At 37.3% G+C, this 22,123-nt stretch carries 28 protein-coding genes; 3 read left to right on the top strand and 25 right to left on the bottom strand.

The genetic code is table 11. The features are described from left to right. Positions 1–6: 6 nt before the first annotated feature. From rplO to rpsL, 24 genes are all read right to left on the bottom strand, one after another. Positions 7–459 carry a 50S ribosomal protein L15 gene (gene rplO / locus FUA48_RS07450; RefSeq protein ID WP_129749328.1) on the bottom strand — a complete coding sequence of 151 codons (453 nt, stop codon included), beginning with the start codon at positions 457–459 and terminating at the stop codon, positions 7–9. 14 nt (positions 460–473) lie between these two features. Continuing rightward, entirely contained in the window at positions 474–656 is a 183-nt protein-coding gene (gene rpmD / locus FUA48_RS07445) for a 50S ribosomal protein L30 (protein WP_129749327.1), read from the bottom strand. Positions 657–669: 13 nt separating this feature from the next. Then, the gene (rpsE, locus tag FUA48_RS07440) at positions 670–1,194 is read right to left on the bottom strand and encodes a 30S ribosomal protein S5 (protein WP_129749326.1); all 525 of its coding nucleotides are present in this window, start codon (positions 1,192–1,194) and stop codon (positions 670–672) included. 8 nt (positions 1,195–1,202) lie between these two features. Continuing rightward, positions 1,203–1,553, bottom strand: coding sequence for a 50S ribosomal protein L18 (gene rplR / locus FUA48_RS07435; protein WP_129749325.1), 351 nt, complete (start codon positions 1,551–1,553; stop codon positions 1,203–1,205). 11 nt (positions 1,554–1,564) lie between these two features. Then, the gene (rplF, locus tag FUA48_RS07430) at positions 1,565–2,107 is read right to left on the bottom strand and encodes a 50S ribosomal protein L6 (protein WP_129749324.1); all 543 of its coding nucleotides are present in this window, start codon (positions 2,105–2,107) and stop codon (positions 1,565–1,567) included. Positions 2,108–2,124: 17 nt separating this feature from the next. Then, complete coding sequence (gene rpsH, locus FUA48_RS07425; protein WP_129749323.1) at positions 2,125–2,523, bottom strand: 30S ribosomal protein S8; 399 nt, start codon at positions 2,521–2,523, stop codon at positions 2,125–2,127. 70 nt (positions 2,524–2,593) lie between these two features. Then, positions 2,594–2,863, bottom strand: coding sequence for a 30S ribosomal protein S14 (rpsN, locus tag FUA48_RS07420; RefSeq protein WP_026981378.1), 270 nt, complete (start codon positions 2,861–2,863; stop codon positions 2,594–2,596). Positions 2,864–2,866: 3 nt separating this feature from the next. Continuing rightward, complete coding sequence (gene rplE, locus FUA48_RS07415; RefSeq protein WP_129749322.1) at positions 2,867–3,418, bottom strand: 50S ribosomal protein L5; 552 nt, start codon at positions 3,416–3,418, stop codon at positions 2,867–2,869. 2 nt (positions 3,419–3,420) lie between these two features. Then, positions 3,421–3,735 carry a 50S ribosomal protein L24 gene (gene rplX / locus FUA48_RS07410; protein ID WP_129749321.1) on the bottom strand — a complete coding sequence of 105 codons (315 nt, stop codon included), beginning with the start codon at positions 3,733–3,735 and terminating at the stop codon, positions 3,421–3,423. 11 nt (positions 3,736–3,746) lie between these two features. Continuing rightward, on the bottom strand, positions 3,747–4,115 hold the full coding sequence (gene rplN, locus FUA48_RS07405) for a 50S ribosomal protein L14 (protein ID WP_035129796.1): 369 nt from the start codon (positions 4,113–4,115) through the stop codon (positions 3,747–3,749). 2 nt (positions 4,116–4,117) lie between these two features. Then, a complete protein-coding gene (rpsQ, locus tag FUA48_RS07400; protein ID WP_129749320.1) occupies positions 4,118–4,375 on the bottom strand; it encodes a 30S ribosomal protein S17 in 258 nt (85 codons plus the stop codon). A 14-nt stretch (positions 4,376–4,389) separates the two neighbouring features. Then, positions 4,390–4,581: a 50S ribosomal protein L29 gene (rpmC, locus tag FUA48_RS07395; protein WP_147582941.1), complete on the bottom strand. Its 192-nt coding sequence runs from the start codon at positions 4,579–4,581 to the stop codon at positions 4,390–4,392. Between the two features lie 12 nt (positions 4,582–4,593). Further along, on the bottom strand, positions 4,594–5,013 hold the full coding sequence (rplP, locus tag FUA48_RS07390) for a 50S ribosomal protein L16 (RefSeq protein WP_129749318.1): 420 nt from the start codon (positions 5,011–5,013) through the stop codon (positions 4,594–4,596). A 19-nt stretch (positions 5,014–5,032) separates the two neighbouring features. Continuing rightward, a complete protein-coding gene (rpsC, locus tag FUA48_RS07385) occupies positions 5,033–5,758 on the bottom strand; it encodes a 30S ribosomal protein S3 (RefSeq protein ID WP_129749317.1) in 726 nt (241 codons plus the stop codon). A gap of 8 nt (positions 5,759–5,766) precedes the next feature. After that, entirely contained in the window at positions 5,767–6,180 is a 414-nt protein-coding gene (rplV, locus tag FUA48_RS07380; RefSeq protein ID WP_129749316.1) for a 50S ribosomal protein L22, read from the bottom strand. A 9-nt stretch (positions 6,181–6,189) separates the two neighbouring features. Further along, positions 6,190–6,468 carry a 30S ribosomal protein S19 gene (gene rpsS / locus FUA48_RS07375; RefSeq protein ID WP_020213638.1) on the bottom strand — a complete coding sequence of 93 codons (279 nt, stop codon included), beginning with the start codon at positions 6,466–6,468 and terminating at the stop codon, positions 6,190–6,192. A 10-nt stretch (positions 6,469–6,478) separates the two neighbouring features. Further along, complete coding sequence (rplB, locus tag FUA48_RS07370) at positions 6,479–7,303, bottom strand: 50S ribosomal protein L2 (protein ID WP_147582940.1); 825 nt, start codon at positions 7,301–7,303, stop codon at positions 6,479–6,481. Between the two features lie 6 nt (positions 7,304–7,309). Further along, a complete protein-coding gene (gene rplW / locus FUA48_RS07365; protein WP_147582939.1) occupies positions 7,310–7,600 on the bottom strand; it encodes a 50S ribosomal protein L23 in 291 nt (96 codons plus the stop codon). A 7-nt stretch (positions 7,601–7,607) separates the two neighbouring features. After that, entirely contained in the window at positions 7,608–8,237 is a 630-nt protein-coding gene (rplD, locus tag FUA48_RS07360; protein ID WP_129749313.1) for a 50S ribosomal protein L4, read from the bottom strand. After that, positions 8,237–8,854, bottom strand: a complete 618-nt coding sequence (gene rplC / locus FUA48_RS07355; protein ID WP_129749312.1) for a 50S ribosomal protein L3 — start codon at positions 8,852–8,854, stop codon at positions 8,237–8,239. The genes rplD and rplC overlap by 1 nt, the downstream gene beginning before the upstream one ends. A gap of 103 nt (positions 8,855–8,957) precedes the next feature. Next, positions 8,958–9,263 (bottom strand): 30S ribosomal protein S10, encoded by a 306-nt coding sequence (gene rpsJ, locus FUA48_RS07350; RefSeq protein ID WP_020213633.1) that lies wholly within the window; start codon positions 9,261–9,263, stop codon positions 8,958–8,960. An 11-nt stretch (positions 9,264–9,274) separates the two neighbouring features. Continuing rightward, positions 9,275–11,398: an elongation factor G gene (gene fusA, locus FUA48_RS07345; protein ID WP_147582938.1), complete on the bottom strand. Its 2,124-nt coding sequence runs from the start codon at positions 11,396–11,398 to the stop codon at positions 9,275–9,277. A 25-nt stretch (positions 11,399–11,423) separates the two neighbouring features. Then, the gene (gene rpsG / locus FUA48_RS07340) at positions 11,424–11,900 is read right to left on the bottom strand and encodes a 30S ribosomal protein S7 (protein WP_129749310.1); all 477 of its coding nucleotides are present in this window, start codon (positions 11,898–11,900) and stop codon (positions 11,424–11,426) included. 25 nt (positions 11,901–11,925) lie between these two features. Beyond that, positions 11,926–12,306 (bottom strand): 30S ribosomal protein S12, encoded by a 381-nt coding sequence (gene rpsL, locus FUA48_RS07335; RefSeq protein WP_035129761.1) that lies wholly within the window; start codon positions 12,304–12,306, stop codon positions 11,926–11,928. Positions 12,307–12,487: 181 nt separating this feature from the next. Between rpsL and FUA48_RS07330 the strand changes: the two genes are divergently transcribed. Next, on the top strand, positions 12,488–14,152 hold the full coding sequence (locus tag FUA48_RS07330) for a BamA/TamA family outer membrane protein (RefSeq protein WP_240732558.1): 1,665 nt from the start codon (positions 12,488–12,490) through the stop codon (positions 14,150–14,152). A gap of 47 nt (positions 14,153–14,199) precedes the next feature. Here FUA48_RS07330 and FUA48_RS07325 read toward each other — a convergent pair whose 3' ends face one another. Beyond that, on the bottom strand, positions 14,200–16,941 hold the full coding sequence (locus tag FUA48_RS07325) for a fibronectin type III domain-containing protein (RefSeq protein ID WP_147582936.1): 2,742 nt from the start codon (positions 16,939–16,941) through the stop codon (positions 14,200–14,202). A 473-nt stretch (positions 16,942–17,414) separates the two neighbouring features. Here FUA48_RS07325 and FUA48_RS07320 point away from each other — a divergent pair, with 473 nt between their 5' ends. Continuing rightward, positions 17,415–20,570 (top strand): SusC/RagA family TonB-linked outer membrane protein, encoded by a 3,156-nt coding sequence (locus FUA48_RS07320; protein WP_240732556.1) that lies wholly within the window; start codon positions 17,415–17,417, stop codon positions 20,568–20,570. Positions 20,571–20,581: 11 nt separating this feature from the next. Further along, positions 20,582–22,123, top strand: coding sequence for a SusD/RagB family nutrient-binding outer membrane lipoprotein (locus FUA48_RS07315; protein WP_147582935.1), 1,542 nt, complete (start codon positions 20,582–20,584; stop codon positions 22,121–22,123).

The following is a 22,123-nucleotide window of genomic DNA, read 5'->3' as shown; positions in this document are numbered from 1 at the left end:
AAGAGATTATAAACTTACAGCTTCACCACCAGCAGCCTCGATAGCCGCTTTAGCAGTTGCAGTAAATTTGTGAGCAGTTACTTTTAGTTTTGCCTTAAGCTCTCCTCTTCCTAATATCTTTACCTGTTCATTTTTTGTAGCAAGACGGTTTTCTACTAATACTGTAAAGTCTACAGTATCTGTAACAATTCCGTTATCTACAAGAGCCTGAAGCGTGTCTAGGTTTACACCGGCATATTCCTTACGGTTGATGTTTTTAAAACCAAATTTAGGAACACGTCTTTGTAAAGGCATCTGACCACCTTCAAAACCTATTTTCTTAGAATAACCAGAACGAGACTTAGCTCCTTTGTGACCACGTGCAGCAGTACCACCTTTACCGGAACCTTCTCCTCTACCTACTCTTTTGTTCTTATTGTGAACTGAACCTTCAGCTGGTTGTAAGTTACTTAAATCCATAACTATTGTTATTGTTATTTAGTTTCTTCTACAGAAACTAAGTGTTTAACTTTGTTTACCATTCCAAGGATAGCAGAAGTTGCATCGTGTTCAACAACTTGTCCCATTTTTCTAAGACCTAAAGCCTCAAGAGTTCTCTTTTGAGTAAGAGGACAGTTGATTTGACTTTTTACTTGTTTTACTAAAATTTTTGCCATTTTTTTCCTTGAATTAACCTTTAAATACTTTTTCTAAAGATACACCTCTTTGCTTAGCTACAGTAGCCGCGCTTCTCATTTGCAATAAAGCATCAAAAGTTGCTTTTACCACGTTGTGAGGATTTGATGAACCTTGAGATTTTGATAATACATCGTGAATACCTACAGATTCAAGAACTGAACGTACAGCACCACCGGCAATTACTCCGGTACCATGAGAAGCAGGCATAAGTAGTACGCGAGCACCACCAAATTTACCTTTTTGCTCGTGAGGTACAGTCTGGCTTGAAAGAGGGATTCTTACAAGGTTCTTTTTAGCATCTTCTACTGCTTTAGCAATAGCTTCAGATACGTCTTTAGATTTACCAAGACCGTGGCCTACTACTCCATTCTCGTCTCCTACAACTACAATAGCAGAAAAACCGAAAGCTCTACCACCTTTTGTAACTTTAGTAACACGATTAACACTTACCAAACGGTCCTTTAATTCAAGGCCGCTTGGTTTTACAAGTTCTACGTTTTTATAATTATGATACATAATTTTTCTTAGAATTTAAGTCCGGCTTCTCTAGCGCCTTCAGCTAATGATTTAACACGTCCGTGGTAAAGGTATCCACCTCTGTCAAAAGTGATGGTTTCGATACCAGCTTTCAAAGCTTTCTCTGCTACTAATTTACCTACTGCAGCTGCAGTTTCAATGTTAGTACCTTTAGTTATTCCTGCCTCTCTTGAAGATGCAGAAGCTAGAGTAACACCGTTCACGTCATCTATGATTTGAGCATAGATCTCTTTATTGCTCCTGAAAACAGAAAGTCTTGGTTGAGCAGCAGTTCCGCTTACAATCTTTCTGATTCTGAACTTAATTCTTTGTCTTCTTTCAGATTTTGTTAATGACATAGTCTTAATTTTTAAGCTGATTTACCTGCTTTTCTTCTCAATACTTCACCTACAAACTTAACTCCTTTTCCTTTGTATGGTTCAGGTTTACGGAAAGATCTGATCTTTGCCGCCACCTGGCCTAAAAGTTGTTTATCATGAGAAGCTAGTTTAATGATAGGGTTTTTACCTTTTTCAGATACAGTTTCTACAGTTACTTCAGGCACAACTTCTAAAACGATATTGTGAGAAAAACCAAGAGCTATATCAAGTTTATTACCTTGATTAGAAGCCCTGTAACCAACACCTACCAATTCAAGTTCTTTTGTAAAGCCTTCAGAAACACCTAAAATCATGTTATTGATAAGGGCTCTGTATAAACCGTGCTTAGATCTGTCGTTTTTGTTGTCAGAAGATCTTTCAACAATAACTTTGCCCTCTTCAATTTTTACAGTTACATCTGTAAATTCCTGAGAAAGCTCACCTTTTTTTCCTTTTACTGTAACAACGCCTTCTTTAACATCTACTGTTACTCCAGACGGTATTGCAATTGGATTTTTACCTATTCTTGACATCGTATAAGTCTTTATTATTAGTATACGTAACAGATTACCTCACCACCAACATTAAGTTGTTTAGCCTGTTTCCCGGTCATCAAACCTTTTGATGTAGAAACGATAGCTATACCTAATCCGTTAAGGATTCTAGGTAGGTTATCAGCACCTGCATATTTACGTAAACCTGGTTTACTAATTCTCTGGATATCTTTAATTACCGGCTCTTTAGTCTCTTTATCATACTTTAGAGCGATTTTGATTGTACCTTGTACAGTACTGTCATCAAACTTGTAGCTTAAGATATATCCCTGATCGAATAAAATCTTTGTGATCTCCTTCTTAAGGTTAGAAGCAGGAATCTCTACCACTTTGTGGTTAGCTCTTACTGCATTTCTAACTCTAGTTAGATAATCTGCGATAGGATCTGTATACATATTTATTAATTTGCGGTAACGGTTTTCGGCCTGTTAAGGCCGAACCTGAAACCAATTTATAATTCTTTTATTACCAGCTGGCTTTTTTAACTCCTGGTATCAACCCGTTGTTTGCCATTTCACGGAAAGTTACACGTGAAATACCGAATTGACGCATATACCCTCTTGGTCTTCCTGTTAATTTGCAACGGTTGTGTAAACGTACAGGAGAAGCATTTTTAGGTAATTTTTGCAGACCTTCATAATCTCCGGCTTCTAAAAGAGCTTTTCTCTTTTCTGCATATTTTTCTACTAATGCTTGTCTTTTTACCTCGCGGGCTTTCATTGATTCTTTAGCCATAACTTAATTCTTTTTAAAAGGTAATCCTAATTCTGCTAATAATGACTTCGCTTCTTTATCGGTTTGTGCCGAAGTTACAAATGTAATATCAAAACCTGCAATCTTGTTTACTTTGTCAATATCAATTTCAGGGAAAATGATTTGCTCAGTAACACCCAGGTTGTAATTACCTCTACCGTCAAAACCAGTTGCTTTGATACCACCAAAGTCTCTTACACGTGGAAGTGCAGAAGTGATAAGTCTATCTAAAAACTCATACATTCTTTCACCACGTAAAGTTACTTTAGCACCAATTGGCATACCTTTTCTCAATTTGAATGTCGCAACGTCCTTTTTAGAAATAGTAGCCACAGCTTTTTGACCAGTAATTTTTGTTAACTCTTCAACTGCGTGATCAATTAATTTCTTGTCAGACACAGCTGCACCAACTCCACGGCTTAAAACGATTTTTTCAAGTTTTGGAACCATCATCACGTTTTTGTAACCGAACTCTTCTGTAAGAGCAGAGATAACTCTGTTCTTATATTCTTCTTTTAATCTTGGTATATAAGCCATCACTATAATACTTGATTAGATTTTTTTGAAAATCTCACTTTCTTATCTCCTTCAGTTCTTACACCAGTTCTTGTAGTCTCCTTAGTTTTAGGATCAACAAGTGCGATGTTAGAAATATGGATAGGAGCTTCTTTCTTCACGATACCACCCTGAGGGTTGCTAGCGCTTGGCTTAGTGTGCTTAGACACCATGTTAACGCCTTCTACGATCGCTTTGTTTTTCTCACGAAGAACTTTAAGAACTTTACCTTCAGAACCTTTATGGTCTCCGGCAATAACTCTTACTGTATCTCCTGATTTTATCTTTAGCTTTATCATCTTTAAAACAATTAAAGCACTTCTGGTGCTAATGATACAATTTTCATGAATTGTTTTTCACGAAGTTCTCTTGCTACAGGACCAAAAACACGAGTTCCCCTCATTTCACCAGCAGCATTTAATAATACACATGCGTTATCATCAAATCTGATGTATGAACCATCGGCTCTTCTCACTTCTTTTTTGGTACGTACAACTACTGCAGTCGATACAGCTCCTTTTTTAACGTTACCGTTAGGTGTTGCATCTTTTACTGAAACTACAATTTTATCTCCAACAGAGGCGTAACGTCTTTTCGTACCCCCTAATACACGAATAGTCAAAACTTCTTTTGCTCCCGTGTTGTCTGCTACTTTTAGTCTAGATTCCTGTTGTACCATAATTACTTCGCTCTTTCAATGATTTCAACTAATCTCCAACATTTAGATTTACTTAAAGGACGTGTTTCCATAATCCTTACTGTATCACCAATGTTACAGTCATTTGTTTCGTCGTGTGCAACGTATTTTTTAGTTTTTAACACGAACTTACCATATAATGGGTGTTTTACTCTTCTTGTTTCAGAAACAACAATAGACTTTGTCATTTTGTTGCTAGTAACCACACCTATTCTCTCTTTTCTTAAATTTCTTTTTTCCATCTTGCAGAATACAATTATTGTAAATCTCTTTTGCTTAGCTCAGTTGCTACTCTTGCAATAGACCTTCTTACACCTCTTATTTGTAATGGGTTTTCAATTGGAGAGATCGCGTGAGCTGATTTTAGATCGGCATATGTTTTCTGTAACTCACCAAGTTTCGTTTGTAACTCAGCTGCAGATAGATCTTTAATTTCTGATTGTTTCATAATAAATTTAGATTATGCTTCGAAATCTCTGGCAACTATAAACTTAGTTTTTACTGGTAGCTTTTGAGCAGCAAGACGTAAAGCCTCTTTTGCTACTGATAAAGGCACACCGCCAACTTCAAACATTATTCTTCCCGGTTTAACAACAGCAGCCCAATATTCAACTGCACCTTTACCTTTACCCATACGTACCTCTAGAGGTTTTTTAGTGATAGGCTTATCCGGGAAAATTTTAATCCACAATTGACCTTCTCTTTTCATATAACGAGTTGCAGCGATACGAGCAGCTTCGATTTGACGAGAAGTAATAAAAGATGAATCTAAAGATTTTATACCAAACATTCCATTAGAAAGTTCGTGTCCTCTTTGAGACACGCCCTTCATTTTACCTTTCTGTACCTTACGGTATTTTGTTCTTTTAGGCTGTAACATTTTTCTTTAGTTTAAATAATTACTTTCTTTTGCGTTGGCCTTGTTTTCCTGCCGGCTTTCCTGATCCTGTAGATTTGGATTGTTTTTTATCCATACCCACTAACGGAGAAAGATCACGTTTACCGTACACTTCGCCTTTCATGATCCACACTTTGATCCCCATTCTACCATAAGTAGTATGAGCCTCTGTAAGTGCATAATCAATGTCCGCTCTGAAAGTTGATAGAGGAATTCTACCTTCTTTGAACATTTCTGAACGTGCCATCTCAGCACCGTTCAAACGACCTGAAATCATAACTTTAATACCCTCAGCATTCATACGCATAGCTGCAGCGATAGCCATTTTAATAGCTCTTCTGTAAGAGATACGGCTTTCAATCTGACGAGCAATGCTTGAACCTACTAAGTAAGCATCAAGTTCTGGTCTTTTGATTTCAAAGATGTTGATTTGAACCTCTTTGTCAGTAATTTTCTTAAGCTCTTCTTTTAGCTTGTCTACCTCCTGACCACCTTTACCAATAATAATACCTGGACGGGCAGTAGTGATAGTAACGGTTACAAGCTTTAAAGTTCTCTCGATGATTACTTTAGACACACTTGCTTTAGCTAAACGGGCATGGATATACTTTCTGATTTTATGATCCTCGGCAAGTTTATCACCGTAATCATTTCCACCATACCAGTTGGAATCCCATCCTCTGATGATACCAAGGCGATTTCCTATTGGATTTGTCTTTTGTCCCATACTGTTAATTAATTGCTTTGTGTGTTATTATTATTAGCACCTAACACGATAGTAACGTGGTTAGAGCGTTTTCTTATTCTGTGAGCGCGACCCTGTGGAGCCGGTCTTAGCCTTTTAAGCATCATACCGCCATCTACTCTGATCTCTTTTACAAACAGTCCAGCATCTTCTAAGCTCTCTTCAGCATTTTTCTGCTGCCAGTTATTGATCGCAGAAAGTAATAATTTCTCAAGTTTGCGAGAAGCTTCTTTACTGTTAAACTTTAATATATTAAGAGCTAATTCTACTTTCTGACCTCTTACTAAATCTGCTACAATACGCATCTTTCTAGGCGAAGTAGGGCAGTTATTTAACTTAGCAAACGCAACTTGCTTGTTAGCTTCCTTAATCTGCTCTGCTCTTTCTCTTTTACGAACTCCCATAGCTTCTTATTATTTTTTACCTTTATTTTTTGCACCAGCATGACCTCTAAAAGATCTTGTTGGCGAAAATTCTCCTAATTTATGACCTACCATATTCTCTGTAACATAAACCGGTACGAATTGACGACCGTTGTGAACTGCGATAGTCTGCCCAACAAAATCCGGAGTAATCATTGAAGCTCTAGACCAAGTCTTAACAACTCCTTTGTTACCTTTTTCGATATTTTCCTGAACTTTCTTTTCTAATTTATAGTGAACGAAAGGTCCTTTCTTTAATGAACGTGCCATATCTTACTTATTATTTCTTTCTACGTTCTACGATATACTTATTACTCGGGTTAACTTTAGAACGAGTTCTGTAACCTTTAGCCGGTAAACCTTTTCTTGAACGTGGGTGACCTCCAGAAGAACGTCCTTCACCACCACCCATTGGGTGATCAACCGGGTTCATCGCTACTGGTCTCGTTCTAGGTCTTCTGCCTAACCATCTAGATCTACCTGCTTTACCAGATACAACTAATTGGTGATCAGAGTTAGAAACTGCTCCAATTGTAGCCATACAAGTTAAAAGGATTAACCTTGTTTCACCTGAAGGCATTTTGATTGTAGCATATTTTCCATCTCTTGCCATTAACTGAGCAAAAGTACCTGCACTACGAGCAATTACTGCTCCCTGACCAGGACGTAGCTCTATACAAGATATAACAGTACCAAGAGGAATTTTGCTTAAAGGTAAAGCATTACCGATTTCAGGAGCTGCATCAGCACCTGAAACAACAGTTTGACCTACTTGTAGACCGTTTTGAGCTATGATGTAAGTTTTCTGACCATCAGCATAAGCTAAAAGCGAAATGAATGCTGAACGGTTTGGATCGTACTCGATAGTTTTAACTGTAGCAGGAATACCAGCTTTAGCTCTTTTAAAATCGATAACACGATACTTTTGTTTGTGACCACCGCCTGTGTAACGCATGGTCATTTTTCCTTGACTATTTCTACCTCCTGAGTTTTTTTTCGGTGCGAGTAATGAACGCTCCGGCTTATCAGTTGTAATAGTGTCAAAGCTATTTACAACTCTAAAACGCTGACCCGGGGTAATAGGTTTTAATTTTCTAACTGACATTTTCTATTAGATATTATTATAAAAATCTATTGTTTCACCTTCCTGTACTTGTACAATTGCTTTTTTGTAAGCACTTGTCTTTCCGCTAATTAAACCACTCTTAGTGTATTTAACTGTTCTATCAGCCCTGTAATTCATAGTGTTAACTTCAACAACAGAAACACCATATGCAGCCTCAACCGCATTTTTGATCTGAATCTTGTTTGCTTTCTTGTTAACAACAAAACCAAAACGGTTGAAAATTTCACCGTCTTTAGTTATTTTTTCGGTAATGATAGGTTTTATTATGATACTCATTGCCCTATTATTTACTTAAATTTTCTTGAATTCCTTCTAACGAACCTTCTAAAAGAACTAAATTATTTGCGTTTAAAATCGCATAAGTGTTTAATTCTGAGGTAGTTACAACATTAGACGCCTTTAAATTGCGTGACGACAAATATACATTTTTATTTGTATCACCCAACACAAATAGAGATTTTTTATTCTCTAACCCTAAAGCTTTCAAAACGTTAATGAAATTTTTAGTATTTGGAGCTTCGAAAGTGAAGTCTTCAACTACCGTTAAATTTGATTCATTTGCCTTGATTGATAGAGCAGATTTTCTCGCTAAACGTTTAAGGTTTTTGTTCAGTTTGAAAGAGTAGTTTCTTGGTCTTGGCCCGAAAACTGTTCCTCCTCCTTTGAACAATGGATTCTTAACACTTCCTGCACGTGCAGTACCGGTTCCTTTTTGCTTTTTAATCTTGCGAGTACTTCCGGTAACTTCAGCTCTTTCTTTTGCTTTGTGAGTTCCTTGTCTCTGGTTTGCTAAATATTGTTTAACATCCAGGTAAACCGCATGATTATTAGGCTCAATTGCGAATACAGAGTCAGAAAGAGTAACTGTTCTGCCTGTTTCTTTTCCGTTGATATCTAATACTTTTACTTCCATTACTTTTGAATGATTACGTAAGAGTTTTTGTGTCCAGGAACACATCCTTTAACAACCAGTAGGTTTTTCTCTGCTACTACTTTTAAAACTCTAAGGTTTTGAACTGTTACATTTTCTCCTCCTGTTCTACCTGCCATACGCATTCCTTTGAATACTCTTGACGGGTAAGATGATGCACCTACAGAACCCGGCGCTCTTAGACGGTTGTGCTGACCGTGAGTAGCCTGTCCAACACCACCAAAACCGTGACGTTTAACAACACCCTGGAAGCCTTTACCTTTAGATACACCTTGTACATCTACAAATTCACCTTCATTAAACAGATCTACTGTTAGAACATCACCTAAGTTATGCTCTTGTTCAAAATACTTGAATTCAACGACTCTTTTCTTCACATCAGTTCCAGCTTTCTTAAAGTGGCCTTGAGCCGCTTTTGTTGTGTGCTTTTCTGACTTGTCATCGAAACCAAGTTGCAACGCTTTATACCCGTCAACCTCATTGGTTCTGACTTGGGTAACAACACATGGTCCAGCTTCGATTACTGTACACGGGATATTTTTTCCGTTTTCATCGAAAATACTGGTCATGCCGATTTTTCTACCAATTAACCCAGACATATTAAAAATTAATTATAATTACTTATTTAAATTTTGTTCTATATAGCAAGAAGTATCAGGCAGAAAGAAACCGCCTGACACCTTCTTTACTTTTATTTATTTATCACACTTTGATCTCTACTTCAACACCACTAGGAAGCTCTAATTTCATAAGAGCATCGATAGTTTTAGAAGAAGAACTGTAAATATCAAGAAGTCTTTTGTATGAACTAACTTCAAACTGCTCTCTTGATTTTTTGTTTACGTGCGGAGAACGCAGTACAGTAAAAATCTTTTTATGTGTAGGTAACGGAATTGGACCTGTTACAACTGCACCTGTACTTTTTACAGTTTTAACGATCTTCTCAGCAGACTTGTCTACAAGGCTATGATCGTATGATTTTAATTTTATTCTGATTTTTTGACTCATTTTTCTTTGAATTAAGCGTTACCTTTTGCTTTTTTAATTACCTCTTCTGAAATATTAGAAGGTGTTTCAGCATAGTGAGAGAACTCCATAGTTGATGTTGCACGACCCGAAGAAAGTGTTCTTAGAGTAGTTACATAACCAAACATTTCTGAAAGTGGAACGCTTGCTTTAACAACTTTAGAACCAGCTCTGTCATCCATGTTGTTGATTTGACCTCTTCTTCTGTTAAGGTCACCAACGATATCACCCATATTCTCTTCAGGAGTAAGAACCTCAAGCTTCATGATAGGCTCAAGAATTACAGCTCCTGCAGCCTTAGCAGACTCTTTGTAACCCATTTTAGCAGCTAATTCGAAAGAAAGAGCATCAGAGTCAACCGGGTGGAATGAACCATCCGTTAGAGTCACCTTCATACTATCCATTTCATAACCGGCAAGAGGACCTTGTTTCATAGCTTCTTTGAAACCTTTCTCTACAGCAGGTATAAACTCTTTTGGTACGTTACCACCTTTAACCTCGTTAACAAACTGAAGACCAACAACATTTTCATCTGCAGGCTCAATTTTGAACACGATGTCTGCGAATTTACCACGACCACCTGATTGTTTTTTGTAAACCTCTCTGTGGCTGGCATTACGCGTAAGAGCTTCTTTGTACTCAACCTGAGGCTCACCTTGGTTAACCTCAACTTTGAATTCTCTCTTAAGACGGTCAACAAGGATATCTAAGTGAAGCTCACCCATACCAGAGATGATAGTTTGTCCTGAAGCGTGGTCAGTTCTCACTGTAAACGTTGGATCCTCTTCAGCAAGTTTAGCTAAAGCCATACCCATTTTATCTACGTCTGCCTTAGTTTTAGGCTCGATAGCGATACCGATTACCGGATCAGGGAAGTTCATACTCTCAAGTACGATTGGGTGTTTCTCATCACAAAGAGTATCACCAGTTTTAATATCTTTAAAACCTACAGCAGCTCCAATATCTCCAGCTTCGATGAAATCGATAGCATTTTGCTTGTTAGCGTGCATTTGGTAAATACGAGATATACGCTCTTTGTTTCCTGAACGAGTGTTAAACACATAAGAACCTGCATCAAGACGACCTGAGTAAGCTCTAAAGAATGCTAAACGACCTACATAAGGGTCAGTAGCAATTTTAAATGCTAACGCAGCGAACGGCTCGTTTACAGATGGCTTACGAGAAATTGGCTCCTCTGTATCAGGATTTGTTCCGTCGATAGCCTCTTTATCAAGTGGCGAAGGAAGGAATTTACAAACTGCATCCAGCATAAACTGAACACCTTTGTTTTTAAATGAAGAACCACAAAGCATAGGGATGATAGCCATATCAATAGTAGCTTTTCTTAACGCCTCGTTGATTTCTTCTTCAGTTATAGAGTTTTCATCCTCCATATATTTCTCAAGAAGGTTTTCATCATAAGCAGCAACCTCTTCAATTAGTTGAGATCTGTACTGATGAGCTTCTTCTTTTAAATCATCCGGAATAGGAACAATATCAAATGTAGCTCCCTGAGTATCATCATGCCATACAATAGCCTGGTTTTTGATAAGGTCTACTACACCTTTAAAGTCTGCCTCATCACCAATTGGTAATACAATTGGCACAGCGTTAGACTTAAGCATATCTTTAACCTGCTGACAAACTGCAAGGAAGTTTGAACCCTGACGGTCCATTTTGTTTACGAATCCCATACGAGGAACTCTGTAGTTATCTGCAAGTCTCCAGTTAGTTTCAGACTGTGGCTCAACACCATCTACCGCACTGAAAAGGAAAACAAGACCATCAAGAACCCTTAATGAACGGTTTACCTCTACTGTAAAGTCAACGTGACCCGGAGTATCGATGATGTTAAAGTGGTACGGGTTAGTATTCTCAAGTGCCTTACCCTGCTCTGTAGGGAAGTTCCAGGTACAAGTTGTAGCAGCAGAAGTAATTGTAATACCTCTTTCCTGCTCCTGTGCCATCCAGTCCATGGTAGCAGCACCATCGTGTACCTCACCTATCTTGTGTGATTTACCCGTGTAAAAAAGTATACGCTCAGTTGTTGTCGTTTTACCGGCATCAATGTGAGCAGCAATACCTATATTTCTAGTATATTTTAAATCTCTTGCCATTTTATTTATAATGTTTCTTTATGAATTAAAATCTAAAGTGAGAGAATGCTTTGTTAGCTTCTGCCATCTTATGAGTATCCATTCTCTTTTTAACAGCAGCACCTTCTTCTTTAGCAGCAGCTAAAATTTCAGAAGCTAGTCTCTGAGCCATAGATTTCTCATTTCTTTTTCTTGCATAAAGGATCAGCCATTTCATAGCCATAGAGATTTTTCTGTCTGGTCTGATCTGCATTGGGATCTGGAAAGTAGCACCACCTACTCTGCGGCTTCTTACTTCCACGTGAGGCATTACATTGTTAATAGCATCTTTCCACGTCTCTAATGCTGATTTCTCCGCATCCTGTTTTTTCTGTTCTACGATTTCAATAGCATCATAGAATACTTTAAAAGCAGTTGATTTTTTACCGTCCCACATTAGGTTGTTTACAAAACGTGTTACTAATTGATCGTTAAACTTCGGATCTGGTAAAAGAGGTCTTTTTTTGGCCTGTCTTTTTCTCATGTCTTTACTTTAAAAGTTTTTAAAATTACTTTTTGTCTTTAGGGCGTTTTGCACCATACTTAGACCTTCTTTGTAACCTACCGTTAACACCGGCAGTATCCAAAGCACCACGAACGATGTGGTATCTAACTCCTGGTAAATCTTTTACCCTTCCGCCTCTAACTAATACTATCGAGTGCTCTTGCAGATTGTGTCCCTCTCCAGGAATGTAAGCATTCACCTCATTACCGTTAGTTAAACGAACCCTTGCAACTTTACGCATTGCAGAATTCGGTTTCTTAGGTGTAGTAGTGTAAACACGTGTACAAACCCCTCTTCTTTGAGGGCAAGAATCTAAAGCAGCCGATTTACTCTTCTTAGTTATCTGGGCTCTCCCTGTTCTTACTAATTGCTGAATTGTTGGCATAATTAATATTAAAAATTTCTTATGTTTAAAAAACCCGCTTTTTACGGGGATGCAAATGTATAAATTATAATTTACAAAACAAATCTTAATCCATTAATTTTCAAATGAATCAAAGTCAAAAATGCCTCTGTATATTTTTTGCGCTTTTTTTGCGTTACTTTTACCGGACAAGATTTTTAAGTTGAGGCATTTTTTCACCATATATATAGTATTACTTTTTTCGGTTTCGGCAACAGCCCAAAATTTTTATTTAAAAGTTGAAGGAAAGAACGAGACGGAAACAAAAACTATCGACTCCATAGGTTACAATAAAAGCCATGAGAATGCCAAATCGGCTAAAGACGAAACAGACAGGGTAGTATCCGTTTTACAGAGAAGAGGTTATTTTGAAACAGATGTAGCCAATTATTCCAAACCAAACGACACTACTTTTCTCTATCATTTAAATGTGGGCAATCGCACTAACACCTTATATATATATACCGGAAAACTATCTGAAAACGAAAAGGAACTCCTTAATATTAAAGATGATACGATTATAACTACACCGGGAGAAGCAGAAAGCTTTATGAACTCCAGTATAAAGCTTCTGGAACAAAAAGGATATTCCATAAGCTCTCTTAAACTAACAGACCACAACACAAAAGGAAACTCTTTATACGCAAAACTTAACTTAAAAACCGAAAAGAAAAGATCTATTAACGGATTGACTATTCAAGGATATGACAAGTTCCCCGAAGGAATACGCCGAAACATATTAAAGCAATACAAAGGCAAGGTATTTAACCAAAACAACCTTGAGCGGATATACAAAGACTTTAATGCCCTTAGATTTGTAAATCAGGTTCGTTACCCTGAAATACTGTTTAAGGAAGACAGCACAAAAGTATATGTATACCTTGAAAAAGGAAGACCAAACACTTTTGACGGATTTATAGGTTTTACAAACGATGAAGAAAGCAATATAATCTTTAACGGATATATAGACATACTCCTTAATAACGTACTGAACTCCGGAGAGAAATTCAATCTTTTCTGGAAAAGTGACGGACAGAAACAAACCACCTTTAATGCAGCTCTGGAATTACCTTATATATTCAAGAGTCCGTTAGGGGTAAAGGGTAGTCTTAAAATATTTAAACAGGACAGTACTTTTCAAAACACATCTACCGACTTAAACCTGGGATATTACTTTAGCTATAACTCAAAATTATTCTTAGGCCGCCAGACAACAGAGTCAGTCGACATTCAAAACACAAACAGCAGTACACTAAGTGACTACTCCAATCGCTTTTGGACATCAACCTACGAATTTACAAACTACAATATTGATGATTTTCTATTTCCGGAAAAAACCATACTTCAGCTAAAAGCAGGCGTAGGTACCAGAGACAGCAAAGCAGGAAACAGCAATCAGCATTTTGCACAAATTAATGCGGCGTATAATTTTTACCTCAATAAAAGAAACATTATAAACCTAAAGAACCAAACCTATTACCTTAAAAGCGACTCCTATATAGTAAGTGAACTTTTCAGGTTTGGAGGTATCACCTCTATAAGAGGTTTTAATGAAAACAGCCTGCAGGGAAATCTATTTTCGGCAATAATGAGCGAGTATCGTTTTGTACTGGCTCAAAACATGTACCTCCACTCCATTACCGATTACGGATACTATCAGGATGAAACCAGCAACATAAACAACAACCTTTTAAGCTTTGGTTTTGGTTTCGGGCTCCTTACAAAAACAGGACTGTTTAATATCATCTATGCTAACGGAAGTACAAAAGGACAAACCATTAAACTATCCAACTCTATTGTACACATAAGTTTTAAGACTACCTTCTAAAATCAAAAGGCTGCCATAAGGCAGCCTTTTGATCACAATGCAATTAATTAGTCAACTATCACCTTAACGGTGTACACCTTGTTTGAGTGTATTTTTAAAACATATACTCCCGTAGGAAGACTTTGATTTATTAAAGAGAAATTATAGTCATTAATATTTTGTGATGAATAGAAAAGGTTACCTGTCATATCAAACATATCTATTTTATCAATAGGGTATTTAGACTTGATATAAGTCCTCTCCCCTTTCTTAACCGGATTAGGATAAACCATAACACCCGACTGGCTGCTGTTTTCAGGAATACCCATTGTATCATCAACAACTTCAAAAGAAATTCTGTTTGATATTTCATTATAAGAGTCATTAGTAAACATTACAATAAAATAATCTCCGGCCTCAGCGGGAAGGTTTTCATCAGGAATTACCTTAGTACCTTCAGGCTGTCCGTCAAAATAGGTATAACTAACAAGCTCATCTATATTTGGATCATCACCTTCGTGATAAATACCTAACCAGTCTTTTATTATACCCGGAGCATCTGTCCATGTAGCAATAATATTTTCGTTAAGATTATAGATTGTTTTATTGATTATAAGCTGGGTAATTTGCTCCCCTACCTGAAAGAACGCCTTATTACCTATACTATAATAACCATCCTGCAGATAGTATTCTGCATAATAGTAACCATCGGCAAGTCCCTCAAAAGTAAAATCACCACTTTGCGAAGTAACATATTGCCATTGTGTAGAGTTTACCGAACCAGGAACATGACCTACCTTATATATACCAATCCAGTCGTTTTGCAACTGCGGACCATTTTCAAAAGAAATTGTCACAGCAGCACCTGAGTCATAAACTTCCTGATCTGTACTAAGCGTAACAAAAGGACCAACATAGAATATTTGCCTATCTGCAATCTCAGTATAACTGTCATTTTCAAATATTGCAGCATAGTATCTGCCATAATCGGTAAATCCATCAAAAACTACGTTACCGCTATTTTGTCCGTTTAGGTAAGCCCAATCCTGAGAAGGACTTGCACTACCCGGCTCCTGCTCTAATTTATATACACCAATCCAGTCGGTACTGTTTCCTGGTGCATCAGAATAAGAAACAGTAACAGGCGTATTAGGATGATATGCTATAGTATCTGTTTGGATTAATGTATTGGCAAACTCACTGTTTATTACATTAAACGATTTAACCTCACTCCACTCACTCCAGTTAAGATTACTATCCCTATGACGAAGCTTTACAAAATATTGCCCATTAGGAATTTCATTTTGTGCAATGGTAAGCTTTGTAATATCCACACCTAAATTAATATTTGCAGTAGTATCTACCTGTGTCCCTACAGGACCATACAGATTTTCAAAATCCCTGTAAACATCTTTTTCTATAATATCGAACTGCGGAGTTTTACCTATAAGGAACTGAGTTGAATTTAAAGTTTCTTCGGTTGAAGTAGCATACCCTGTACTCTCTATAACCAATGGCAGCTCTACATCACCCCCATTAAAATCGTTAACGATTGTAGGTGTATCAGGAGACTCCAAGCCTAAGTAACGGTGAAACTCATCCATCAGCTCATTGTTTTTCCATGTGTATACACTACCAATAGAGTAAGCCTCAACATCAAAAGTACCGTTGTTTACATCTATATCAATTATCTGATACAACCAGTTTGATATAGTTTTCTGAACATCTTCAAAATCCTGCTCTACCGACATACCCCAGTATTGATCCCATGCCACACCTCCGGATATAATCTGATAAGTAGGCGTGTCTTTTAACTGACCTCTGTGATATAAATGGTGGTGTGCACCAATATGCAGAATGTGTTTAGGAGATGTAACCAAAACAGGCATAACTGTATTTCTTACCCAGTTAGAAATATCTCCTACATATTGTTCTGCCTGATAAGGCCTGTGCCCTAATGAGATTATCCAGTCTACAGTATCGTCATCATTAGCCGCCTCAAGCACCTGTGTTACCCAGTTTAACTGCTGTAAACCTGTATGCTCAGTATCCAGCGCAATAAATAAAGTATTACCCACCTGGTTAGCATAATAGTTTTCTGTTCCCGAAGATATACCCTGATAAGACATTTCATCAAGTACATAATGATCATAATACGCCTGCATACCTAATGTACCATAGGTTTCATGATTACCTACTAACGTCTGTATAGGCAAATATCCTGAAAGGGCCTTGTTTTTCTTGAAGTGAACATTTTCATAATGATCAAGCGTACCTACATCAACCTGATCACCCACCATAACAGTTAATGCAATATTATCTGCCGGATCGGCGTCAATCCCCCATTTGTCTGCAATCTTTCTTTTAGCAGCAGACACAAGGGAGTCAAAACGAGGAACGTTTCTCATTTGGTTATCACCTAACACTAAAAAACGAAGATGTCCATCCTGAGTAGCAGCCTGCCCGGGAAGCGGAAGTGTTTTAAATGAATAAACATCAGAAACCACAGAACCGGTTTTTACTCTGTAATAATATTTTGTATTAGAATCCAAACCTTCCAGCTTAACAGTATGATAATAATAGTTATCCTGATAACCCGTATCAGAGAAAATCTGATTAGAACCGTTAACAGTATTTACCAAGGCATCTGCCGAAATACCATATTCAACAACAGAGTTCGGGTTTGCCTCTGTTTTCCAGTTAACATAAATCGAATTTGTTGTAGGAGCCTGCAAATAAGGATATAATGTTTGAGCCTTCATCCCTAAACCAAGCAGAAACAAAAAAACCACCAAGTAAATTTTGCGCATTTTTATTTTTAATTAGTTAATAATATATAGTGAGACAAAACTACTCTTCAGTAAAATGAGAAAGATTATATAAACTTTATTTAAGAGTTAACAATAATCCTTATCCTGAAAAAGAAAAAAGCCATCTGTTTTCACAGATAGCTTCCTTTAAACTAAACTAAAACTACTTAATCTACTATTACTTATTTGTCCGCAACAAAACTACCCCTTACCTTTCTTATTTAAATTACTTCATCTTTAAATTAGAGTTAAAGAAAAGACATTCATAAGTTTGTTAAAATAATTATGTTTTTTAAATTTTTATAACACTTTTAACAATAATAAATATAAATAGTTAATATTTAAATACCTTTCGCTCTTTTTTTCCTACAAAAAAACCTAATTATCTGTTAAAATTTTAAAATATATCCCAAAAAATTTGGATTAGTAAATTCTAGATATGAAATTTGGTAGACTAACTCAAATCTATTTCAATGAAGACAAAACTTAAGGGATTATTAACGCTCTTTTTTGCGTTAATAATGCAAATTTCATTTGCGCAGGAAAGGGCAGTTTCGGGTACTGTTGTAGACCAAACAGGTTTTCCGCTTCCGGGTGTCAACGTTCTTATTAAAGGGACAACTACGGGAGTTCAAACAGACATTGACGGTAAGTACGAAATTTCGGTTTCACCAAGTCAAACACTGGTATTCAGTTACATTGGTATGAAAACGCAGGAAGTCGCTGCTACATCCACAACAGTCAATGTAACATTAGCTGATGATGCTACCGAACTTGATGCCGTGGTTATTACCGCGGTAGGTATCAAAAGGGAAAAAGCTTCCATTGGTGCCGCCACATCAACAATCAGGTCAGAGGAAATTGGTAAAGGAGCACAGGGCGATATAGCCAACTCCATTAAAGGTAAGGTTGCGGGTGTTGTTATCTCAAACGCTTCAACCGACCCGGGTGCATCATCAGGGGTTATCATCAGGGGTATAAGTACTCTTGGGGGTAGCAACCAGCCTCTATATGTAGTAGATGGTGTACCAATTAATGACAACACAAACTTTTCTGATGACCTAAACGGAGGTTATGACTTTGGACGCGGTTCGTCAGACATTAACCCTGATGACATTGAAAGCATGACCATACTTAAGGGTGCTTCTGCAACAGCACTTTATGGTTCACGTGCTGCCAACGGGGTTATCATGATTACAACTAAAAAAGGTAAAGCCGGAAAACTGGCTGTAGACTTCTCTACCACAACATTCTTTACCTCAATACTAAGAACACCTAAATACCAGTCTACTTTTGGACAAGGTTGGGACGGCGTACACTATCTTGGAGAAAATGGTTCTTGGGGTCCAAGATTTGACGGAACAGTGCGCACATGGGGTAATGTTGTAGACAATTCACAACTTATCAAACCTTATGTATTTCAGGAAGACCAGCTTGAAAACTTCTTTGATATAGGTACTTCAACTTTTACAACAACATCAGTTTCAGGAGGTAGCGGAGATACCAGCGTAAGGTTATCTTATTCAAACCTACAACAGGACGGTATATACCCTACAGATTCTGACTCTTTTGAAAGAAACACTTTAGGGTTATCGGGTACATCAAAAATCAAAGGATTTACTTTAGGAGGAAATCTAAATTATGTTAATACAGGAGGTAGTGCTGTAGCCACAGGACAGGGTGTTAACACATTCAACAACCTTATGCAAATTCCTACGGATATTCCTATTACAGAATTTGCAGACTACACCAATCCGTTTCATAATGTTTCTAATTATTACACTCCTTATGGTGTAACCAATCCATATTTCACTCTTAATGAAAATGGCAGTGACTACAACAAGGAAAGAATATATGGTTCTGTTGAACTTTCTTATGAATTAAACAAATGGTCAAGCGTATCATATCGTTTTGGTCTAGACCAGTATAGTGATAAATTAAGAATATGGACCGCTGAAGTTGATGCAGATCCGGGAAGCCCTAATGATGGCACATCTACTGAGCAACCCGGTACATATGCAGAAGCGCATAATACTATTAAGCAGTTAAACCATGACATACTTTATAACTTGAATTTTGACTTAAGTGAAAAGTTTGGTTTAGCATCAACTTTTGGTTTCAACGCCAACACCAGAGAAGGAAGCTCATTAGCTGCAAGTGTACCTAGTCAGGATATACCAGGTTTCTTCTCTTTCTCAAACAGTGCAGATGTACCTACTATAGCTTCTACAAGAAATTCAAGAAAGCTATATGGTGTATATAACTCTTCTACACTTTCATTTATGGATCAGTTATATTTTACTGCCAACTTAAGAAACGACTGGTACTCTACTCTTCCTAAAGACCAAAGATCAGTATTTTACGGTGGTGCTAACATAAGCTGGTTGTTTACTAAAACTTTCCCTGAAATTAAAAATGTCATCAACTATGGTAAACTAAGGGTAGGTTATGGTGAAACCGGTGTGGATACAGATCCGTATCAGGTACTTCCTATTTATGCCTTAGGCAGCACAGACAACCAAGGCTTTAGAAATTACAACTATCCTGTAAATGGTATTACGGGTTATGAAGTAGGTAACAGATTGGCAAATCCTGACTTAAGACCGGAAAGAAGAAAAGAGTTTGAAGTAGGTATCGAAGCATCATTCTTTGATAACTTAATCTCAATTGACGCTACTTACTATGACGCAAAAGTAGAAGATCAGATATTAAATCTTCCATTAGCACCAAGTAGTGGTTATACAAATCAGACAGCTAACATTGGTACTATCTCTAATAAAGGTTTTGAGGCTTTACTAACACTAAACCTTGTAAGAAGCAAAACAGATGGTTTTGAGTGGAGCACTTCAGTAAACTTTGCAACAAACAACGCAGTGCTTGAAGAACTGGACCCTCGTATCCAACAGGTAGACCTTGGTGGTTTAAGCACTACATCACTAGTAGCACAACCAGGACAGCCAATTGCGCTTATTATGGGTAGTGTACCGGAAACAGATCCAGACGGAAACATTGTTGTTGATGCAAACGGTGTACCTGTAGCATCTTCTGTAAAAGAAGTATATGGTGATACTCAGTATGACTACACTATGGGTATAGGAAACACTTTCAGATGGAAAGGTGTATCACTAGACTTTACATTTGATATTCGTCAGGGTGGTTTAATGTACTCTCGTACAGCAGACATCACAAGATTTACAGGTAACTCTATAACTACAACTTATAACGATCGTCAACCATTTATTGTTCCAGGATCAGTAGTTAAAGATGTGGCCGATGACGGAACTGTTTCTTACTCTCCTAACACTACTCCGGTAGATGTGGAGCATATGGATGATTATTACAGAGCTGATGCACTTGCAAGAGCAACAGTTATAGACAAGTCATTTATTAAATTAAGAGAGGTTGTTTTAAGCTATGATATACCATCTAAGTTATTAGGTGACGGATTTGTACAAAGACTACAGGTATCTGCAATAGGACGTAACCTATTCATATGGACACCAAGAAGCAATCAGTACATTGATCCGGAAGCATCAACATTTGGTACAGATCTACAAAGTCAGTTTGGTGAATTTAGCGCTAACCCTTCAACAAGAAGCATTGGTTTTAGCATTAAAGCAAACTTTTAAAAAAAAATATCATGAAAAATATATTTAAAATATTCTTATTATCATTTGCAGTAGTCTTCACATCCTGTGACGATGAGCTGGATATAAATACAGACCCAAACTCACCTGCTCAAATAACTAAGGGACTTGCACTTGCTTCTTCCGAAGCATCTTTAGTAACTATTCTAGGTGGTGAATTAACAAATCTAGGTGGTTTTTGGGCTCAGTATCATACTCAATCACCAAGTGCCAGCCAATATGAAGTTTTTGACCAATATAACCTAACAACTTCTTATGCTGACAGATTATGGACTGAAATTTATGCAGGATGTCTAAACGACCTGGAATTTACTATAACTACTGCACAAGAAGATGGTGACACTGGTACTGTAGTTATCGCAACCTGTCTAAAAGCATATACTTTTCAGTTAATGGTAGACCTATTTGGTGATATTCCTTACACAGAAGCTTTACAAGGCATAGAAAACATAACTCCTGCAGTAACTCCTGGTGAGGAAGTATATGCTGACCTCATAGCTAAATTAGATGAGGCCGTTGCCGCTTATGAAGCAAATCCTGTAAATGGTGGCGTAGGATCTCAGGATCAGATATATGGAGGTAATGTTGCCCGATGGATTGAGTTTTCAAATACATTAAAACTAAAAATGTATATAAGAATGGCTTATACTCCTATGGCAAATCCATCTGCAGTAAATGCATTATTAGCCGAAGACAACTTTATTACAGTAGATGCTGCTTTTACGAACTTTGATGATACTCAAAACAAGAGAAATCCTTTTTATGAAGTACAAATTGATAGGCTTGGTGACGTAAACAATGTAGCCAGTAATACATTACGCGATTTTTATCAAGACAATGGTGATATAAGAATTCAGGCAGCTTACAGACCGTCAGGAACAAACCCTTTAAACTTTCCTTCCATCTCTCAGGGAACAGGAAATGACTTTAACAACACCGCAGCTTCTTACGGAAGGCCTAACATTTGGCAGCAAACACCTGTTTTCTTAATATCTTTAGCAGAAAGCAATTTCCTTCAGGCAGAGGCTTTAATACGCTATGCAGGTGGAGCGGGTGCAAAAGAGAAATATGACAACGGTGTATTACAGTCTTTCCTTACTTATTCTAAGTACTTTGAAAAAGATGATGATTTAACCGATACTGAAGAAAACCTAATACCGGTATTTACAGCAGATGAAGCTACAGCAGCAGCTACAGCTCTTACAGATGCAGGAGGAGCATATGAGTATAATGCTACAGGTGATACCGAAACTCTAGTAAGACAGGTAATCATTCAAAAATGGGCTTCACTGCCTTATATAAATAATATAGAGGCTTACATAGAAGCTACAAGAACTAAATTCCCTGAAGTTGTTCCAGAAGGAACTGAAGACTACTCACAAGGAAACAGGATACCATCTGCAATTTCAACATTACCGAATGTACAAATACCTAGTATCTTATTCTATCCTGATGATGAGGTAAACAGAAATCCGAATATAACTCAGCACAATAGCCTTACAGATAATGTTTGGTGGGATCAGAAAACAGAATAA

Source organism: Flavobacterium alkalisoli (genome assembly GCF_008000935.1).
In the GTDB taxonomy this organism is placed as follows: domain Bacteria; phylum Bacteroidota; class Bacteroidia; order Flavobacteriales; family Flavobacteriaceae; genus Flavobacterium; species Flavobacterium alkalisoli.
Note: the sequence above shows the minus strand (reverse complement) of the source record. Positions and strands in the feature narration are given on the sequence as shown.

Excerpts from the sequence above, each read along its gene's own strand:
- rpmC (WP_147582941.1), bottom strand. The coding sequence starts at position 4,581 with ATGAAACAATCAGAAATTAAAGATCTATCTGCAGCTGAGTTACAAACG.
- rpsJ (WP_020213633.1), bottom strand. The coding sequence starts at position 9,263 with ATGAGTCAAAAAATCAGAATAAAATTAAAATCATACGATCATAGCCTT.
- rplN (WP_035129796.1), bottom strand. The coding sequence starts at position 4,115 with ATGGTACAACAGGAATCTAGACTAAAAGTAGCAGACAACACGGGAGCA.
- rpsS (WP_020213638.1), bottom strand. The coding sequence starts at position 6,468 with ATGGCACGTTCATTAAAGAAAGGACCTTTCGTTCACTATAAATTAGAA.
- FUA48_RS07315 (WP_147582935.1), top strand. The coding sequence starts at position 20,582 with ATGAAAAATATATTTAAAATATTCTTATTATCATTTGCAGTAGTCTTC.
- rpsL (WP_035129761.1), bottom strand. The coding sequence starts at position 12,306 with ATGCCAACAATTCAGCAATTAGTAAGAACAGGGAGAGCCCAGATAACT.
- rpsE (WP_129749326.1), bottom strand. The coding sequence starts at position 1,194 with ATGTATCATAATTATAAAAACGTAGAACTTGTAAAACCAAGCGGCCTT.
- rpsN (WP_026981378.1), bottom strand. The coding sequence starts at position 2,863 with ATGGCTAAAGAATCAATGAAAGCCCGCGAGGTAAAAAGACAAGCATTA.
- rpsH (WP_129749323.1), bottom strand. The coding sequence starts at position 2,523 with ATGTATACAGATCCTATCGCAGATTATCTAACTAGAGTTAGAAATGCA.
- rplV (WP_129749316.1), bottom strand. The coding sequence starts at position 6,180 with ATGGGAGTTCGTAAAAGAGAAAGAGCAGAGCAGATTAAGGAAGCTAAC.
- rplC (WP_129749312.1), bottom strand. The coding sequence starts at position 8,854 with ATGTCTGGGTTAATTGGTAGAAAAATCGGCATGACCAGTATTTTCGAT.
- rplD (WP_129749313.1), bottom strand. The coding sequence starts at position 8,237 with ATGGAAGTAAAAGTATTAGATATCAACGGAAAAGAAACAGGCAGAACA.
- rplP (WP_129749318.1), bottom strand. The coding sequence starts at position 5,013 with ATGTTACAGCCTAAAAGAACAAAATACCGTAAGGTACAGAAAGGTAAA.
- rplO (WP_129749328.1), bottom strand. The coding sequence starts at position 459 with ATGGATTTAAGTAACTTACAACCAGCTGAAGGTTCAGTTCACAATAAG.
- rplW (WP_147582939.1), bottom strand. The coding sequence starts at position 7,600 with ATGAGTATCATAATAAAACCTATCATTACCGAAAAAATAACTAAAGAC.
- rplR (WP_129749325.1), bottom strand. The coding sequence starts at position 1,553 with ATGTCATTAACAAAATCTGAAAGAAGACAAAGAATTAAGTTCAGAATC.
- rplE (WP_129749322.1), bottom strand. The coding sequence starts at position 3,418 with ATGGCTTATATACCAAGATTAAAAGAAGAATATAAGAACAGAGTTATC.
- rpmD (WP_129749327.1), bottom strand. The coding sequence starts at position 656 with ATGGCAAAAATTTTAGTAAAACAAGTAAAAAGTCAAATCAACTGTCCT.
- fusA (WP_147582938.1), bottom strand. The coding sequence starts at position 11,398 with ATGGCAAGAGATTTAAAATATACTAGAAATATAGGTATTGCTGCTCAC.
- rplX (WP_129749321.1), bottom strand. The coding sequence starts at position 3,735 with ATGATAAAGCTAAAGATAAAATCAGGAGATACAGTAAGAGTTATTGCC.
- rpsG (WP_129749310.1), bottom strand. The coding sequence starts at position 11,900 with ATGAGAAAAAGACAGGCCAAAAAAAGACCTCTTTTACCAGATCCGAAG.
- FUA48_RS07325 (WP_147582936.1), bottom strand. The coding sequence starts at position 16,941 with ATGCGCAAAATTTACTTGGTGGTTTTTTTGTTTCTGCTTGGTTTAGGG.
- rplB (WP_147582940.1), bottom strand. The coding sequence starts at position 7,303 with ATGTCAGTTAGAAAATTAAAACCTATTACCCCGGGTCAGCGTTTTAGA.
- rpsQ (WP_129749320.1), bottom strand. The coding sequence starts at position 4,375 with ATGGAAAAAAGAAATTTAAGAAAAGAGAGAATAGGTGTGGTTACTAGC.
- rplF (WP_129749324.1), bottom strand. The coding sequence starts at position 2,107 with ATGTCAAGAATAGGTAAAAATCCAATTGCAATACCGTCTGGAGTAACA.
- FUA48_RS07320 (WP_240732556.1), top strand. The coding sequence starts at position 17,415 with ATGAAGACAAAACTTAAGGGATTATTAACGCTCTTTTTTGCGTTAATA.
- rpsC (WP_129749317.1), bottom strand. The coding sequence starts at position 5,758 with ATGGGACAAAAGACAAATCCAATAGGAAATCGCCTTGGTATCATCAGA.